Here is a 16,788-nt window from a genome sequence, read left to right on the forward strand (position 1 = left end):
GCCGTGTGGCGTTCGCGTCTAGCGGACGACCTCGGCCCAGGTGCCGCTTGAGGCCGAGGCGAAGACGGCGTCCAGCACGCTCATGTTGGCGATGGCGTCGTCAAGGCCGAATAGCGCGACGTCCTCGCCGCGAATGGCCCGGGACATACGCGTGATTTCCTGCTCGTACTGATCCACCGGCGCAAAGGTCTCGCTTTCGGGGGTGCAGGCGTCGAGGGCGGTGGCGTGGTCCTTGTACCAGCGACTGCGCGCTCCCTCGGCGGGGACGAAGGGCAGTGGCAGGTCCAATGAGCCTTCGCTGCCGGCGATGTGCAGGTGCTGGGTGGCGCGCATGGCGGTGGAGACCATGACCGTTGCGTGGCGACCCTCGCCGTAGTCCAGGATCACGCTGGCGCGGGTGTCCACGCCGTGTTCGGGGTCGCGGCTCAAGTGCGCGAGCACGCGCCGAGGCTCGTCGCCGAAGGCGAAGCGGGTGGCCATGATGGCGTAGCAGCCCAGATCGTAGAGGGCGCCGCCACCGAATTCCGGTCGCAGACGAATATCGCCCGGGGTGTCCAGGCTGAACGACAGCATCGCCTGAATCGCGAGCACGTCGCCGATCTCTCCTGCCTCGAGCCGTTGCCTGAGCGCCAGCCAGCGCGGCTGGTGGCGCACCATGAAGGCTTCACAGAAGATCAGCCCCGCCGGGACTCTCAGGGTGCGGGCTTCGTCGGCGGTCAGGGCCAGCGGCTTTTCACACAGCACGTGCTTGCCCTTGTCGAGCGCCTTCTGGGCCAGCGCCACGTGGAGGTGGTTGGGCACGGGAATATAGACCGCCTCGATCGCGGGATCGTCGAGCACCTCGTCATAGCTGGCATAGGCCCGCGGAATACCGAGTTCGTCGGCGAACGCCTGGGCCGAGGCGAGACTGCGCGAGCCGACGGCATGGGCGATGGCGCATGGGCTCGCGTCCATGGCGGGAATCAGCTTGGTGCGGGCGATATTGGCGGTGGACAGAATGCCCCAGCGTACCGGTAGGTGATTCATCGGGTCTCTCCGTCAGTGATTGGCGCTGGTTGGCGCCACCGTGACCCAGCGGCATTCGCGGCACGAGGTGTCGATGGCGGTGATGATGTTCTGATTGTGACGGCCGAAGGCGAAGTCGGGGGTGCAGCCCTCACGACCGGCGATCCCTTGGATAAGATCGTGGATCTCGATCACCTTGACGTCGAAGTAGCCGATGCCGCCGCCGCCATAGTCGAAGGGAAAGAAGGCGCGAAACTGAGGCACCTGGGAGCCGGCCAGCAGAGTTTTGAAGCCGCGGTCGGCGGGCGCGTCGCCGAGGCGGAAGAGCTTGAGCTCATTGAAGCGCTCACCGTCGTTGTAGAGCGTTCCTTCGGTGCCGGAGACTTCCCAGGTCATGCCGAAGACCTTGCCGGCGCAGATGCGCGAGCTTTCGATCACCCCGGCGGCCCCCGAGGCGAAGCCGACTAGCGCCTGGGTCTGGTCGTCATTTTCCACCGTGCGCCGCTTCGCATCGACGCTTGCCTTGGTGGAATAGCCGCTGCCGACGCCCGCCACCGGGCGGTCCTTGAACAGGACCTGGCTCTGGGCGCAGACCTTGGTGATATCGCCCATCAAAAACTGGGCCACGCTGATGGTGTGGGCACCGAGGTCGCCAAGCGAGCCGGTGCCGGCCTGTTCCCGGGAGCAACGCCACGACCAGGGCAGGTAGGGGTCGGTGAAGAAACCCTGATCGAAGGTGCCACGAAAGCGCACCGGGGTGCCGATGGCGCCGTCATCGATCAACTGCCGAGCGAGCAGGGCCGCCGGGGTCTTGGTGTTGTTGAAGGCGACCATGGTCTTCACGCCGCGGGCCAGGGCCGCCTCGTGCATTCTCGCCGCCTGGTCGTCGTCCATGGCCAGCGGTTTCTCGCAGTAGACGTGCTTGCCGTGCGCGATGGCGGCCATGACCATCTCGAAGTGCAGGGCGTTGGGCGAGGTGATGTCGACCACCTCGACCTCGGGGTCGGCGACGAGCTCGCGCCAGTCGCCGTAGCCCCGCTCGAAATCCAGGCGTGATCTTGCCGCCTCTGCGGCGGCCTCGCCAAGGTCGGCTATAGCGTACAGGCGCGGTATGAGTGGCAGGTCGTGGTAGAGGATACGGGCGCGGCGGTAGGCGTCGGCATGGGCCTGTCCCATGAAGCCGCTGCCGATCAGGCCTACCTTGAGTGTCTTGGGCATGACGATCTCTCTTTGCTGGTGTTTGGCTGGCGTTGCCGAGCCCTGGTGTGTCGACGCCTAGAGGCTCGCGGTTATGCGCCAGGCAACTCGTAGTCCGGGGCCTCGGTGGGCATGCATTCCTTGAGCAATGCCACCGAGCGAACGACGCCCTCGCGGCGCGATAGATTGAGGTCTTCGTGCTCGATGCTCAGCACACCCTTCTGATAGCCACCGGCCTGCAGCCAATAGCAGAATGCCTTCCACCAACGGCTGTCCTGTCCGTAACCGAGGGTGACGTAGGACCAGCCGCGCTGGCACAAATCGCCCATGGGCTGCGTGTCCAGGCGCGAGGTCAGGCCGATGCGCGCCGGATTGATCGCGGTGTCCTTGGCGTGGACGTGGTAGATGTGACGGGCGTAGCGCTTCACGATCTCGATGGGGTCGGCGCCCATCCACAACAGGTGGCTGGGATCCAGATTGAGCCCGACGATGTCGCCGATCTCGCCGTGCAGGCGCAGGAAGCTCGGCAGGTTGTAGACCAGCTGATTGCCGTGCATCTCAAGGCACAGCTGTGTGATGCCCTCGGCCCGGGCGTGCTCGGCCAGATCCCGCCAGTAGGGTAGCGCCACGTCATTCCACTGGTAGTCGAGCATGTGCGCCGTTTCCGGCGGCCAGGCGGCGGTCACCCAGTTAGGACAATGGTCGCCTGGCCCTCCTCCCGGCAGCCCCGACATCAGGTTGACCTGGGGCACCTCGAAGTGGCGTGACAACGCGATGGCTTGGCGCACCACGGCGTCCTGGCGTTGGCCGTCGGTCGGGTGCAGCGAATTGCCGTTGGCGTTGAACGCCGAGATGATGAGTCCATGGTCGTCCATACGGGCCTTTAGCTCGCGGCGCTCGACGCTGCTGCGGAGAAGCCCAGTGGCATCCAGATGGGGCGAATCAGACCAGTTGCCGATGGAAAACTCCAGGCACTCGATGCCGAGCTCTGCGCTGAGGGCGATGACCTCGTCCAGGCTCAGCGATGCCAGGCTGTCGGTGACGATTCCTATCTTCATGCGGGCTCCCGTGACCTTAGCGCCCGGCCACAGGAGCCGGGCGCTGGGCGATAAGGCGTGTTCACTTCGGCGTGCAGGCACTCGCGCCGCGAGTGTCGCGCGCGATGCTTAGCGATAGCCTTGCCTGGTCAGTTCGATCACCTGCTCGGCGTTTTCTTGGGTGATAAAGTTCGGCCCGGTCTGGATATTGGTGGTGGGCCTCAGGCCGTAGCGGTTATACAGCGCCAGCGAGACGATCGGCAGGTAGCCTTGCAGGTACTGCTGCTGATCCATGGCGAAGAGCATTTCGCCGTTCTTGACCGCCTCCAGCGACTCGGGGGCGAGATCGAAGGTGGCGAAGGCAATCTTGCCCATGGCGCCCTGATCACGAAACTCGTTGATCAGGGGCACGGTCGCCAGCGAGCCGAGGCTCAAGACGCCGTCGGTATCGGGGTTGCTGTTCAGGTGAGCGAGCACTGCATTGGTGATGGAGGTAGGGTCCTGGGTGGTGGAAAGCTGGGTGGCGGCGCCATCGAAGGCGTCGGTGAAGCCCTGGCAGCGAGCGTCGAGTTGCGACTGGCCGGGAGCGAAGTTGATGCAGATGGGCTTTGTCACGCCGGCCTCCTTCATGCGCTCACCGGCGAGTTGGCCGGCGCGATACTCGCTCTGGCCGACATAGTTGAGTGCGCCGATCTCGCCGGCAATTTCTTCACCGGTGTTGAGCACTACCACCGGGATGCCGGCGGCGATGGCGTCACGCACCGGCTTGGCGAAGGCGCTGGCATCGGGCATGGTCAACGCCAGGCCGTCGGGCTGGGTGGCGATGGCTTGCTCGATCATCCTGAGCATCTGTGAGGTGTCGTACTGGGCCGGGGAGTTGTAGAGCAGTTTGACGCCCATCTCCTCGGCGGCGTCCTCAAAGCCGCGCTTCAGCACATTGCCGAAGGGGTCGGCGGCGACGATATGGGTAATGGCGACGAATTCCAGTGGGTCGTCGTCCTGGGCTAGCGCCGTCTGGCCGGTGACCAGCGTCACGGCACCGGCGAGCAGGCCTGCGGTGATGGTGGTGGAAAAACGGCGAGTGAAGGGCTTCAGAGGGCTCATGGCGGACTCCTTGTTATTGAGAGCGGTACGTCTTGCTTGGCTGTTGTCGTTATCGTTGTTGCTGGTGTTGCTGGTGTTGCTGGTACGCTCAATTCGGCCAACGCCGGGCGGCGCTGTCAGGCGCATCGCGCCCTGGCCAGGCAGGCTAAGGCGTCGTGTAGCTGGGTCTCGGGCCAGGCCTCCGTCAGCGCCCGGGCGAGTAGCTCGCGTTGGCTTTCCGGCGCCAGCCCGCCAGCGCGCGGCGCAGTGCGGTCCAGATTCGCCGGAAACGGATAGCTTTCCGCCAGCGCATCGACGCAGGCGTGGGTCTGAGGCGTCCAGCCGCCGCGCTGAAACCTCGTCGTCAGGGCCGCATAGCACTTGCGAATCAGGCGCGCGTTGTCGACGCTCTCCATGGCGCGGCCGAAGGCCGAGGAGATCTGCAGCAAGTTGGCCATGCGCCGCCGGTGTTGACTGTCGTTGTCGCCGGCGGCGTGGAACAGCGCCGGGTTGAAGAACAGGCCATCGCCCTTGGCCAGCGGAAGCTGCACCCGATGGCGGGCAAAGACCTCTTGAAAGGCAGGATCGCGGTAGGCCAGGTAGCCTTCGGCATAGCGCTGAGAATGCGGCAGCAACTGCGTCGGGCCGCTCTCGAGTGGCATATCATCGTGGGCGACGGCGCCTTGCAGGGTCAGGTACTGCGAGGCCACTTGCTGGCCAAGCGGATAGTCCAGCGCCTGGGCCTCGCTCAGAAACCCCAGGTGATAGTCGCGATGCGGGAGCTGGGCGCGACCGCCGGGCTTGACCACGTTGACCTGGGAGGTGAGCTGATACCCCGGGCCGAGCCAGGCCTTGGCCACCAGGGCGAGCACCGGGTTGGCGTAGTAGCAGACGAAGCCGTCTGGATCGGCTTCCCCATGCTTTTGGAAGGCGTTCCACAGCCGGTCGTTGGCGCCGGCCGCGGCGAAATGATCGCCGCGCTGGCCGATGCCGCGCTCGGCCTCGATCAAGGCCAGAAAGGTCTCGGTGGCGCGGTCCACCACGGCGCCTTCCACCATGCCCGTGATCGCCAGCACACCGGGCCCTTGTGCCAGGCAGTGATGCCACTCTTCGAGCAGGGCGCGGCGGCGCGCGTTGGTCTCGCTGTCGTCGCGTTCAAGGCAATCTCGAGCACAGGCCGCCGCATAGATCGGAATCCCGGCCTCGACGCGCTCGGCCAGGGGCCAATCCTCGGCCCGAGTGGGCGTCTTGACCAGGGCCTCGAAGGCGCCAGGGTCCAGGTCGGCGCGGGTGGGAAAGTGACGGATGGCGGTCATCGACTCGTCTCTTCGCCTGTCGCGCCGAGCGTCATCGGCGCCGGCGGCTGGGGCGCGGCGTCGTGGCAGCCGAGCACGCTCTGATCCAGATCGATGATGGCGCCGCTCATCATTCCCGAGGCATCGGTGACCAGAAACTCGATGGCCCGGGCGACCTCTTCGGGCTCCAGCAGACGGCCCATCGGTTGGGAACTGGCCGCGGCCTCGAGCCAACCGTCTGCAGCGCCGTGGGTGTCGGTCTGGATGCGGTGCTCGCCTGGGGTGTTCATCCAGCCGATGTTGAGTCCGTTGACGCGGATGCGGTTGCGCAGCAGCGAGTAGGCGGCGTTGCGGGTCAGGGTAGCTAGCGCCCCCTTGCTGCCGCTGTAGGCACAGATAAAGGGCTGGCCGCCGTGACCGGACATACTCAGCACATTGACCATGCGGCCCGCACTGCCGTCGCGAATCATGCGCTTGGCGGCTTCCTGCATCAGGAAGAATGGCGCCTTGGTGTTGACGTCGAAGAGTCGGTCGTAGGCCGCTTCGTCGGTGTTAAGCAGGGTGCCGCGCTCGGTATTGCCGGCGCAGTTGATAAGGATGTCGACGCCACCGAAGACCTCGTCGGCGAGGGCCACCAGGCGCCTGCCATCGGCCACCTGAGTCAGGTCGGTCGCGGCGAACAGTACATGCGCTTGTCCTTGGCTATCGAGCTCGGCCGCCAGCGCTTCGCCTCTATCGGCCTGGCGTCCGCACAGCACCAGGCCGCGCAGGCCGAGCCCGAGCAGATGGCGGGCGACGGCTTCGCCGAGGCCCTGGGTGGACCCTGTCACGATGGCGACCTGGCCCTTGAGTGGGGGATTCGCTGGCATCGTCTGTTTCCCTCTTGTCGGTGATGGCGGTGGCTTGGGCGGGGCTGCTATTTGCAAGGGCTGTTATTTCCAGAGGCTGCTACTTCCCACGGCTGTTACGTCCCACGGCTAGGCCGCTCGGCCGTCCGCGGTCTTCTCGCCGTCGGCGCGCTGGAACTCGGCGAGTTCGGCGTCCAGGCTCTCGAGTTCGGCGCCACCGGCCATCATGTTCAGCACCTCCTCACGGCTGACGTCTTCCTTGCGGAAGGTGCCGAGGCTGGTGCCGCGCTTGAGGATGGTGAAGGCGTCCGCGACCGGGTAGGCGTGATGCACGTTGTGGGTGATGAAGATCACCGCCAGGCCGTCGCTGCGGGCCTTGGCGATATAGCGCAGCACCACCGAGGCCTGCTTGACCCCGAGCGCCGAGGTCGGCTCGTCGAGAATCAGCACCTTGGCACCGAAGTACACTGCCCGGGCGATCGCCACGCACTGGCGCTCGCCGCCGGAAAGCGTGCCCACCGGTTGGGCGGGGTCGCGGACATCGATGCCGATCTTGGCCATTTCCTCCTTGGCGACTCGATCGGCGAACGTCCAGTCGACTCGCCGCGTCGGCCCCCAACCCACGGTGGGCTCGCGGCCCATGAAAAAATTACGGGTGATCGACATCAGCGGAATCATCGCCAGGTCCTGGAACACCGTCGCGATGCCGGCGTCGAGGGCGTCCGCCGGCGAGGTGAAGTGGGCCTCCTCGGCGTCGACGAGAAATTGACCGTGGGTGGGCACGTGGACCCCGGAAAGGGTCTTGATCAGGGTCGACTTGCCGGCGCCGTTGTCACCGAGCAGACACATCACTTCGCCGCTGTGGACCTTCATGGTGATGCCGCTCAAGGCGATGACGCTGCCGAAGTGCTTATCGACGTTGCGCATCTCGATCATGGGAGTGAGGGCGTTCATTACTTGGCCTCCAGCGCCTTGCGACGCACGTAGTTATTGAACAGCACCGCGATGAGCAGCATGGCGCCGAGGAACACCTGGAACCAATCGGTGTTGACGCCGGTGTAGAAGATGCCCATCTGGACCATGCCGAAGATGAGCGCACCGAAGCTGGCGCCGATGGCGGAGCCGTAGCCGCCGGTGAGTAGTGCGCCGCCGATGACTACGGCGATGATGGCCTCGAGCTCCTTGAGGATGCCGCGGATGGAGTCCGCGGAGCCGGTGTCCATCACCTGTAGCGCGGCGAAGACACAGGCGGCGAAGGCGGTGAACATGAACAGTACGATCTTGACCAGATTGACCGGTACGCCGACGTTGCGCGCGGCGTTCTTGTCGCCACCGCAGGCGAAGATCCAGTTGCCGAAGCGGGTGAACAGCAGCACCCAGGTCGCCACCGCGGTCATTCCCAGCCACCATACGATCGACACGGGAATGCCGCTGACGCTGGGATTGCCGGCGAAATTGGTGGCGATCAGACCGGCCTCGGCGAGCCAGCGGAACAGGCCCTCGCCCACCTCACCGGTGAACAGCGCGGCGAACCAGTCGTTGCCGATCACATCGTGCACGCCCCCGATCTGGGTGCGGTCCGCCACCAGGCGTGGTACGCCGATGGCGACGCCGCGCAGAATAAACAGAAAGCCCAGGGTGACGATGAACGAGGGCAGGCCGGTGCGGACCACCAGCCAGCCATTGAGGGCGCCGATGGCCAGCGCGCAGCCGAAGGCGAAGGCCAGCGCCGCCCACAGCGGCCAGCCATACTGCACCGCGGGAATGGCGATCAGCATGCCGGCGAAGCCGATCATGGAGCCGATGGAGAGATCGAACTCGCCGCCGATCATCAACAGCGCCGCGGCCACGGCGATGATGCCGAGCTGGGCCGCGACCTCGAGGAAGTTGATGACACCGGCGCCGGAAAACATCCCGGTGCCGGAGGCCACCAGGGCGAAGAAGGCGATGACCAGCAGGGTGCCGGCGACGGCGCCGAATTCGGGGCGATGCAGGGCCTTCTTCAGCGGACTAACGCGCTGCAGGCGTTCGTCGGGAGAGGGGTGAACGGTGGTACTCATGGTGACTCCTTGGCGCGGGTCGTCTTGTTGTTGGCCAGCGTCCCTGAGCGTTCGAGTGTCGCCGGCAGTGTTGAAGAACATTCGGGGGAGTTATTGAAATGTAGATTCCAGGGATAAAATTAACAAATCAAAAATTCTATACTTTGGTATAGTCGGAACATTTATTCCTTTTCGGGTAGTCTACTGCCAGTGCTGAGGGTCGGGGCCTTGGGTAAGGGCATGCCGACCACCCGAGATGAGCCTAATGGCTCGAACAAGGAGTTAACCCATGAGACTGGCACTGATTGGCGCCGGACGAATCGGCAAGGTGCACGCGGCATCCATCGATGCCCACCCCGATGTCACCCTGGTAGCGGTCGCCGATGCCATCAGCGAGGCGGCCGAGGCGTTGGCGGCCCCACGTGGCGCCCAGGCGCTGAGCGTCGACGAGATCTTCGATGACGCGAGTATCGATGCCGTGCTGATCGCCTCGAGCACCAGCACCCATATCGACTACCTGCAAAGAGCCGCGGCCGCCGGCAAGGCGATCCTGTGCGAGAAGCCCATCGCCCTGGACCTTGAGGCCTCGAAGGCGGCCGCCGAGGCGGTGACCCATGCCGGAGGGCTCTGCGCCCTGGCCTTCAATCGCCGCCACGATCCCCAGTGCGCCGCGCTGAAGGCGGCCCTGGTGGACGGTCGGATCGGCAAGCTCGAGACCCTGACCTTCACCAGTCGCGACCCCGCGCCGCCGCCCATGGACTACTTGAAGGGCTCCGGCGGCATCTTTCGCGACATGATGATTCACGACTTCGACATGGCCCGCTGGCTACTCGATGAGCCTATCGTCTCGGTGCACGCCAGCGGCAGTTGCCTGGTCGACCCTGCCATCGCCGAGGCGGGTGACGTGGATACCGCAGTGGTGGTCCTGACGACCACCTCGGGGTGCCTGTGCTCCATCAGCGTCTCGCGACGGGCGGTGTTCGGCCATGATCAGCGCATCGAAGCCTTCGGTAGCCTGGGCATGCTGCAGACCCAGAACGAGACCGACACACGGCTCAAGGTTGTCGGCGAGCAGGGTCAGGTGGAGGAGGCCCCCCAGTGGTTCTTCCTCGAACGCTATGCGAAGGCCTATCGGCAGGAGCTCGATGACTTCTATCAAAGCTGGCGCGAGGGTCGCGCGCCGCGAGCGGGACTCAACGACGGCGTCGAGGCGCTGCGCCTGGCCGAGGCGGCGAGCCGCTCGCTGGAGCTTGGACGGGTGGTGTATCTGGAAGAGCTCTGACGTGATCGGCGGCTCGCAAGGGCGGGCGGCCTTGGCGACGGATTTTCCGGCCGCCCATTGCCGCGCGATTCTGCGTGAGGCTGCGCGAGTCTCGACACCTTCTCTTGCGAGCGCCACCAAAAAGCCTCAGCTCTTGATCCACCCCGTGTGATCCACCCCGTGCTTTGAGGGAGCACCAGAGTAGCGCCGCCTTGCCGAGATCAAGGCTTGCGGTCTCGAGATAGCCGCGCTTAATTGTTCGGGCAATCCGCTCGACCCGGGCGCGCTAGGCAAGCGCCACCGTCAGGAGATCGAGCAGACCATCCGCCTGGCCGGAGAGATCGGCGTTACGAAGGTGGTGACCATGTCGGGACTTCCGGCGGCCGCCCCAGAGGACAGCGTGCCGAACTGACTGGTGTACACCAAGAGCTGGCCCGACGAGATTCCCGAGCGCGACCGTTATCAGTGGGAAGACTGCGCCTTCCCCTATTGGCATGGCTTGGTCCGGCTGGTCGATGAAGTGGGGGTCGAGAAATACGCCCTGGAGAACTTCTCCGCCATGCTGGTGTGGAACCCGCAAACCCTGCTTCGTTTGCGCGACGAGGTGGGTCCTAAGGTCGGCATGAATCTCGGCCCCTCTCACCTGTTCTGGAAGGGTGCCTGCCCGATTGCCGCGGCTCGGGCCCTGGGCGAGGCGATCCATCATTGCCACGACAAGGATACGCGCATCGAGCGCGGCCTGGCCGAGGTCAACGGCCTGCTGGAGCTTAAAGACGTTACCGACGTGGCCAGCCGCGCCTGGAACTATATCGCCGTCGGCGCCGGCCATGACCTCCAGTGGTGGAAGGAGTTCTTCTCCGTGGTGCGAATGACGGGCTACAACGACTGGATCAGCCTCGAGATGGAGGACTTCACCGTGTCCACCGAAGCGGGCATCCAGTCCTCGATCAATGCCTTGGCGCAGACCATCAGCCGCTGATCGCCCCATCGACGAGACGTCATCGAGCGGTGAGGAGAACGTCATGATCCAGGGTGTTGCAAGGGTTGCCGAGCCTAGTCGCTCGCGCTGGTCGGCGGTGGCATGATCGGCGATATCCATCGCGCGGCGGCTCCAGATCATCTTCGCTGATCGCGTCAGCCGCGGGAGGGAAAGCGTAAGCCTGGCGGGGATGCATTCACGACTCGCCGCTACGTGGCTGGGGACCCGGCAGATCGCCTGCGAGCCGGTGGGCCGCTTGGCCACCGGCCAGGAGAGGCGTCGTATGGCAGTGCCCACCAGGGCCGAGAGAACCCACCAGGGCCGAGAGAACCCACCAGGGCCGAGAGAAGTGATGGCCGGGCGACAAAAAAGCCCCGCCAGGGCGGGGCAAAAGAGAGACGTGGTTGGGTCGATGAGTCAATAGGGCGGTGCAACGCGTTACGGGTGGCTATCGTTTCGCTGTCGTTTCGCTGTCGTTTCGCCACCGCTCTACTACTGATTCACTATCCACTCATGGTCCGGGTCGTTCTTGAATTTCCACTCACGCTTGGGGCCGGCCATCACGTTCAGGTAGTACAGCTCGTAGCCGTGGGGCGCGCCGACGGGGTGGTAGCCGCGAGGCACCAATACACAGCAGCCATTTTCCACCGCCATGGTTTCGTCAAGCGAGCGATCGTCGGTGTAGACGCGCTGGAAGGCGAAGCCCTGGGACGGATTCAGGCGATGATAGTAAGTCTCCTCGAGGATCGACTCCTCCGGCAGGTTATCCAGGTCGTGCTTGTGCGGCGGATAGCTCGACCAATTGCCGGCCGGGGTGTAGACCTCCACCACCAGCAAACTGTCGGCGGGCTCGGTTTGCGGCAGGATGTCCTGAATGTGCCGGCTGTTGGTGCCGCTGCCCCGGGTGGTGCAGGCAACGTCGCTTGGCGCGATAAGGCGCGGCCCGTGGTTGCCCTTGCCTGGGGCGCTACAGACCGCGAGCTCCATGTCGCTCAGCGCCTCGACGCTGAAGCCCACGTCATCGGGCAGGTAAACGGAGTACGGCGGGATCTTGTCGAACACGTCCATGCGCTCACCGATGTTCTCCCAGCGCTCGCCACCGCCCGCCACGGTGGCGCGGCCCGAGAGCAACACCAGGCAATGTTCGCGGCTGCCGGTCTCGCCGGACAGGGTCTGGCCCTTTGCGAGTCGATGCACGCGAAAGCCGACGTGGCCCCAACCGGCGGATTCGGGGGTGACGTCGAGGATGCGGCCATCGGCGTCGGGAGCGTGGGGGCGTACCAGCAGTGAGGTCATGTCGGGACTCCAGAGAGTGTTGCCAGAAGTGGTGAGTGTGCTCAGCCTGAGGCTGGGGCGTCCTTGTCGGTAGCTCGGCCGGTGGTCGGTTTGCTGGGGCGGCCGCCACTGGCATCGGCGGCGCTGTCCTTGCGCATTCCGAGGGCGATGGCCATCGATTGTGTCAGGCACAGGGTGGCGGTCAGGCCGCGGAAGCTTTTCACCTCGGCCTCCTGCACCACCAGGGTGATGTCGGCGATCCTGGCCAGCGGGCTCAGGCTAGAATCGGTGATGGCCACCACTGGCACATTGCGCTCGCGTGCCAGCTCGGCGATATCGCGGGTCTCCTGGGCATAGGGCGAGAAACTCACTACCAGCAGCGCATCTCGTGGGCCTATCGCCTTGATCTGCTCCATATGCATGCCGCCGAGGCCGCTGACCAGGTGGCTCGGCTTGTCGATATGGTTGAGCGCGTAGTTGGCGTAGCTTGCGACCACGAAGCTGCGTCTCGCCCCCATCACATGGATCGCCTCGGCGTGCTCGAAGATATCGAGAGCCGCCTCGAGCAGGCGCGGATCGATGCGCCCGGGCAGCTGTTCGAGCATCTCCCGGTTGGCCTCGGCAAACTCCCACAGCAGCTGCGTGCCGCTGGGGGTCTCGCCGGTGGCCGTGCGCACCGCGTGAATGCGCTCGGAGTAGTTCGGCAACTCATCCACCAGCCGAGCCCGAAACAGCTTCTGCATATCGGAGAAGCCCTTGAATCCGAAGCTGTTGGCGAACCGGATCAGGGTCGATGGCGTCACGCCGGCCTGCTCGGCGAGCTTGGCCACCGTGGCGAACGCGACCTCCTGGGGATGGTCGAGCAGAAAGCGCGCCGTCTGTTGCAGTCGCCGGCTGAGCGTCGGGTACTGCTCGGTGATCTGCGCCTCGAGCGCGACGAAGTCCTGGGGGAGCTGGGTCATGGGATCCGCCTTGTCGTTGCCTGCGATCGCCAGGGTGACGTGGTGTGTTCGTCACCCTAGTCGATTTGGAATAAAAATTCTAATACTGCTTTAGTATAGAACATTGAAGCCGAACGTTTCATCCGCCTTCCGGTCTGCATTCTGCCTGCGCCGATGGAATCTCGTCTCCTGCTTTAGTCGATGGTACGGGCTACGTAGCGACGATGCTCGAGCCTGGCGCGGATGCTAGGCAGTTGATAGAACAGAAAAAAGAGTCTCGATGAGATGGCGGGCAGAATGCCAGGGATGGAAAATTCTTTCCGTTGATATTTTGGAATGTATGTTCTAATCTGCAAGCCATTCCGACACGTCGTGGCGCTGGTCGGCGAGTCTCCGCCGTCAGCATCCACGACCATACCCACTATCAGCCTCCGCGACGTCAGTCTAGCGGCAGGCGGTGAGCGATACGCCGCCTGGCCGGGCCAAGGATCTTCTCTCAGGCACGTCACGAGGCACGCTACGAGGCACCTCAGAAGGCACCTCAGGAGGCACATCATGACGCACTCTCCGATCCGCTTCGCCCTTAACCATATGGTCTGCCCTAGGTTCAGCATCGATGAGCTGATGCAGGCCGCCGCCGAGCTGGGGCTTGGCGGCGTCGAACTGCGCAGTGATATCGGCGCCCATAGCCTGACCCACGTCGATCAGGCGCTGGCTGCCCGCCAGCGTGCCCAGGAGCTCGGCATCGAGGTGCTCAGCCTTAACGCCCTTTACCCGTTCAATCTGTGGAACGACGAGCGTCATCGAGAGGCCGAACGGCTGGCCGAGTTGACAGCCGCCGCCGGCGGCCAGGGACTGGTGCTTTGCCCATGGGTCGACGGCGACGGTGATAGCCCCGACAGCGACCTCGAGACAGCGCTGCTGGTGCTGGACGAGATCCTCGGCCGCCATGGGCTCAAGGGCTTCGTCGAGCCGCTGGGCTTTGTGGCCTCGTCGCTACGCTTCAAGCGTGATGCCGTCGCTGCCATCGACGCGGTGGGGCTCGCTCAGCGCTTTTCGCTGGTACACGACACCTTCCACCACCAAGGCGCCGGGGAAGTCGAACTGTTCGCCGCGCGCACCGGCCTTGTGCATGTCTCCGGCGTCGAGGATCCCGAGCTCTGCTTTGCGGCGATGCAGGATGGTGACCGCCTGCTGGTCGGGGAGGCCGATCGGCTCGACAACGTCGGCCAGCTGCGCCGGTTGATCGAGGGTGGTTATCGCGGTGACGTCTCCTTCGAGCCCTTCGCCGAGAAGGTCCACGCGCTTGCCGATCCGCTGGCCGCGCTCGAGCAGAGCCTGGCGTTCTTGCGTGAGCGGCTGGCCGCCTGACGCCATTGGCACCGCGACCGCGCAGGGCCGTGTTCGATCACTCACCGCGAGGACCGGGCTGCGCGGCAGCGGGACTGGAACCCCAACACGCCACGTTCAATGAACCATGAAACACGACTCAGGAGCCGCAAGATGAAGATCGCCCTCGACCCCTTCATGCATCGCCATGTGCCCCTCGATGACCTGCCGCGCCTGGCGGCGGATCTTGGCTATGACTACATCGAGCTGTCGCCTCGTGCGGATTTTCTTGATTGGTTCGTCCATCCCCGGGTGTATCCCGAGCGCCTGGCCTCGTTCAAGAAATCGCTCAAGGATCACGGCGTTCAGCTGTCTTCGCTGCTGCCCATGTACCGTTGGGCGAGCCCTCACGAAGACGAACGCCAAGCGGCGGTGAAGTACTGGAAGAAGGCCATCGAGGTCGCCGTGGAACTCGGCGTCGACACCATGAATTCGGAGTTCGGGCGTGGGCCTCATCCCCAGCGCGGGAGCTGCTCGAGCTGCTGCCAGGGCGGGGCGACCACCGAGTCGAGCGAGGCCTCCTGGTGGCGCTCGATGGAAGAGCTGGTGCCGATCTTCGAGCGCGAGGGCATCCAGCTCAACGTTGAGCCACACCCGGATGATTTCGTCGAGACACTGCACCCGGCGGTGGACATGATCCGCACGATCAACTCCCACCACGTCAAGTTTCTCTACTGCGCGCCGCACACCTTTCACTTCGGCGACGACATGGAACAGATGATCCGCGACTGCGCCCCGGTACTGGCCCACGTGCACGTGGCCGATACCTTCAATCACAAGGCATCGTCGGGTCTGCGCTACATCGTCAATCCGCCGGGTTCCACCGCACGCGTCCACCAGCATCTGGACATCGGTCAGGGGGAAGTGGACTGGGACTTGTTCTTCAAGACCCTGGCCGATGTGGGCTTTGACGGCATCATGACCGCCTGCGTGTTCGCCTGGGAGGAGCGCGCCGACGATTCGTCACGCTTCATGCGCGGCGAAATCCAGCGCTACGTCGACAAGTACTGGGGCAACACATCGCTCGCTCGGTAACCCCCATGCCCCCTTTCGAATCGCTTCAGGAGAACATCATGACAGTCAGACTCGGCATCATCGGCGCCGGTATGATCGGCGAAGCCCACGCCCTGCGTATTACCCAGGAACTCACCGGTGCGCGCATCAGCGCCCTGGCAGACGTCGATCCGAACAACACTGCGCGGCTCGCCGAGCGCTTGCCGGGCGAGGTAAAGGTGTTCGACAGCGGCGAGGACCTGATCGCCTCGGGCGAGGTCGATGGCGTGCTGGTGACCTCCTGGGGGCCAACCCACGAGGCGTACGTGATCGCTGCGATCAAGGCCGGCAAGCCGGTGTTCTGTGAGAAGCCGCTGGCCACCACTGCCGACGGCTGTCAGCGCATCATCGATGCTGAAGTTGCCACTGGCAGGCGCTTCGTTCAGGTCGGCTACATGCGGCGCTTCGATACGGGCTATCGCCGGCTCAAGACGCTGCTCGAGAGCGGTAGCCTCGGCGAGCCGCTGATGATTCACGCCGTTCACCGCAACCCCGAGGTCCCAGAGCGTTACATCACGCCGATGGCCATCGAGGACACTCTGGTCCATGAACTCGATACCTTCCGCTGGCTATTGGGTGACGACTACGTCAGCGCCCAGGTGGTGTTTCCGCGCAAGACCCGCCATGCCCACGCCAAGGTCGAGGACCCCCAGATCGTGTTGCTGGAGACGACTCGCGGGGTGCGTATCGACGTCGAGATCTTCGTCAATTGCCGTTACGGCTACGACATTCAGTGCTCGGTGGTGGCCGAAGACGGGCTCGCCAACCTGCCCCAGCCCGAGAGCCTCGAGTACCGCCACGCTGGCAAGCTTTCCACCGATATCCTGCAGGACTGGAAAGACCGCTTCGCCCAGGCCTTCAGCGTCGAGCTGCAGGCATTCATCGATGGCGTCGCCGGCGGCGAGATCGCAGGCCCCTCCTCCTGGGATGGCCTGGCCGCCGCGGTGGCCAGCGACGCCTGCGTCAAGGCCCAGAACAGCGGCCAGATCGAGTCCATCACGATGCCAGAGCGGCCGACGTTTTACGCCTGATCCTGGGCTCTGGGCTCTGGCCTTTGGGTTCTGGCCCTTGGCGAAGGGCGCTCGCCTGCGACGCATCGGCGCCTTCACCGAGCTCGACGTTCAGGTCGCGCCGCGCTCGGGTCAATGCTGGCCAACGACGCCTCGTCAGGTCCCCGCCTGGCGGGGCGTCGGCGTCTGATCGCCGCGCGCTCGCTCGCGTGACGGCCTTGCCGGCGACGGAGCGAGGGGACGCAGACCAGGCCTACGACCAAAGATGAAATGAATCAAGTGTTCCGTTTGTTGATTTAATGGAATATCAGTTCTAATATCATTGGAACATGAAACGATGATACCGGTGCCGCCGGCCCGCAGCGTTCTGACACCG

The 16,788-nt window shown here is 64.7% G+C and carries 15 protein-coding genes; 5 read left to right on the plus strand and 10 right to left on the minus strand.

Translation table 11 applies throughout. From position 1 onward, the window contains the following. Positions 1–18 precede the first annotated feature (18 nt). From ACUN9Y_RS03820 to ACUN9Y_RS03855, 8 genes are all read right to left on the minus strand, one after another. Complete coding sequence (locus ACUN9Y_RS03820; protein ID WP_445459352.1) at positions 19–1,026, minus strand: Gfo/Idh/MocA family protein; 1,008 nt, start codon at positions 1,024–1,026, stop codon at positions 19–21. 12 nt (positions 1,027–1,038) lie between these two features. Beyond that, on the minus strand, positions 1,039–2,223 hold the full coding sequence (locus ACUN9Y_RS03825; RefSeq protein ID WP_445459353.1) for a Gfo/Idh/MocA family protein: 1,185 nt from the start codon (positions 2,221–2,223) through the stop codon (positions 1,039–1,041). Between the two features lie 71 nt (positions 2,224–2,294). After that, positions 2,295–3,260, minus strand: coding sequence for a sugar phosphate isomerase/epimerase family protein (locus tag ACUN9Y_RS03830; protein WP_445459354.1), 966 nt, complete (start codon positions 3,258–3,260; stop codon positions 2,295–2,297). Positions 3,261–3,368: 108 nt separating this feature from the next. Continuing rightward, the gene (locus tag ACUN9Y_RS03835) at positions 3,369–4,343 is read right to left on the minus strand and encodes a sugar ABC transporter substrate-binding protein (protein ID WP_445459355.1); all 975 of its coding nucleotides are present in this window, start codon (positions 4,341–4,343) and stop codon (positions 3,369–3,371) included. Positions 4,344–4,459: 116 nt separating this feature from the next. After that, positions 4,460–5,638 carry a phytanoyl-CoA dioxygenase family protein gene (locus tag ACUN9Y_RS03840; RefSeq protein ID WP_445459356.1) on the minus strand — a complete coding sequence of 393 codons (1,179 nt, stop codon included), beginning with the start codon at positions 5,636–5,638 and terminating at the stop codon, positions 4,460–4,462. Further along, entirely contained in the window at positions 5,635–6,486 is an 852-nt protein-coding gene (locus ACUN9Y_RS03845) for an SDR family oxidoreductase (RefSeq protein ID WP_445459357.1), read from the minus strand. Before ACUN9Y_RS03845 ends, ACUN9Y_RS03840 begins: the two co-directional genes overlap by 4 nt. A 108-nt stretch (positions 6,487–6,594) precedes the next feature. After that, positions 6,595–7,419, minus strand: a complete 825-nt coding sequence (locus ACUN9Y_RS03850; protein WP_445459358.1) for an ATP-binding cassette domain-containing protein — start codon at positions 7,417–7,419, stop codon at positions 6,595–6,597. Then, positions 7,419–8,525, minus strand: a complete 1,107-nt coding sequence (locus ACUN9Y_RS03855; protein WP_445459359.1) for an ABC transporter permease — start codon at positions 8,523–8,525, stop codon at positions 7,419–7,421. The genes ACUN9Y_RS03850 and ACUN9Y_RS03855 overlap by 1 nt, the downstream gene beginning before the upstream one ends. Positions 8,526–8,793: 268 nt before the next feature. Here ACUN9Y_RS03855 and iolG point away from each other — a divergent pair, with 268 nt between their 5' ends. Together iolG and ACUN9Y_RS03865 are read left to right on the plus strand one after the other, a co-directional pair. Beyond that, on the plus strand, positions 8,794–9,786 hold the full coding sequence (gene iolG / locus ACUN9Y_RS03860; protein WP_445459360.1) for an inositol 2-dehydrogenase: 993 nt from the start codon (positions 8,794–8,796) through the stop codon (positions 9,784–9,786). A gap of 394 nt (positions 9,787–10,180) precedes the next feature. Then, the gene (locus ACUN9Y_RS03865; RefSeq protein ID WP_445459361.1) at positions 10,181–10,744 is read left to right on the plus strand and encodes a sugar phosphate isomerase/epimerase family protein; all 564 of its coding nucleotides are present in this window, start codon (positions 10,181–10,183) and stop codon (positions 10,742–10,744) included. A 492-nt stretch (positions 10,745–11,236) separates the two neighbouring features. Here the strand turns inward: ACUN9Y_RS03865 and iolB are convergent, their stop codons facing one another. Next, positions 11,237–12,040, minus strand: a complete 804-nt coding sequence (iolB, locus tag ACUN9Y_RS03870; protein WP_445459362.1) for a 5-deoxy-glucuronate isomerase — start codon at positions 12,038–12,040, stop codon at positions 11,237–11,239. A 41-nt stretch (positions 12,041–12,081) separates the two neighbouring features. Next, positions 12,082–12,981, minus strand: coding sequence for a MurR/RpiR family transcriptional regulator (locus ACUN9Y_RS03875; RefSeq protein ID WP_445459363.1), 900 nt, complete (start codon positions 12,979–12,981; stop codon positions 12,082–12,084). Positions 12,982–13,515: 534 nt separating this feature from the next. Here ACUN9Y_RS03875 and ACUN9Y_RS03880 point away from each other — a divergent pair. The 3 genes from ACUN9Y_RS03880 to ACUN9Y_RS03890 all read left to right on the plus strand — a co-directional run bounded on the left by ACUN9Y_RS03880 (position 13,516) and on the right by ACUN9Y_RS03890 (position 16,433). Further along, positions 13,516–14,331, plus strand: coding sequence for a TIM barrel protein (locus ACUN9Y_RS03880; protein WP_445459364.1), 816 nt, complete (start codon positions 13,516–13,518; stop codon positions 14,329–14,331). A 132-nt stretch (positions 14,332–14,463) separates the two neighbouring features. Continuing rightward, positions 14,464–15,384, plus strand: a complete 921-nt coding sequence (locus ACUN9Y_RS03885) for a sugar phosphate isomerase/epimerase family protein (RefSeq protein ID WP_445459365.1) — start codon at positions 14,464–14,466, stop codon at positions 15,382–15,384. A gap of 38 nt (positions 15,385–15,422) precedes the next feature. Continuing rightward, the gene (locus tag ACUN9Y_RS03890; protein ID WP_445459366.1) at positions 15,423–16,433 is read left to right on the plus strand and encodes a Gfo/Idh/MocA family protein; all 1,011 of its coding nucleotides are present in this window, start codon (positions 15,423–15,425) and stop codon (positions 16,431–16,433) included. Positions 16,434–16,788: the final 355 nt, after the last annotated feature.

It is taken from the genome of Halomonas sp. V046 (assembly GCF_052645355.1).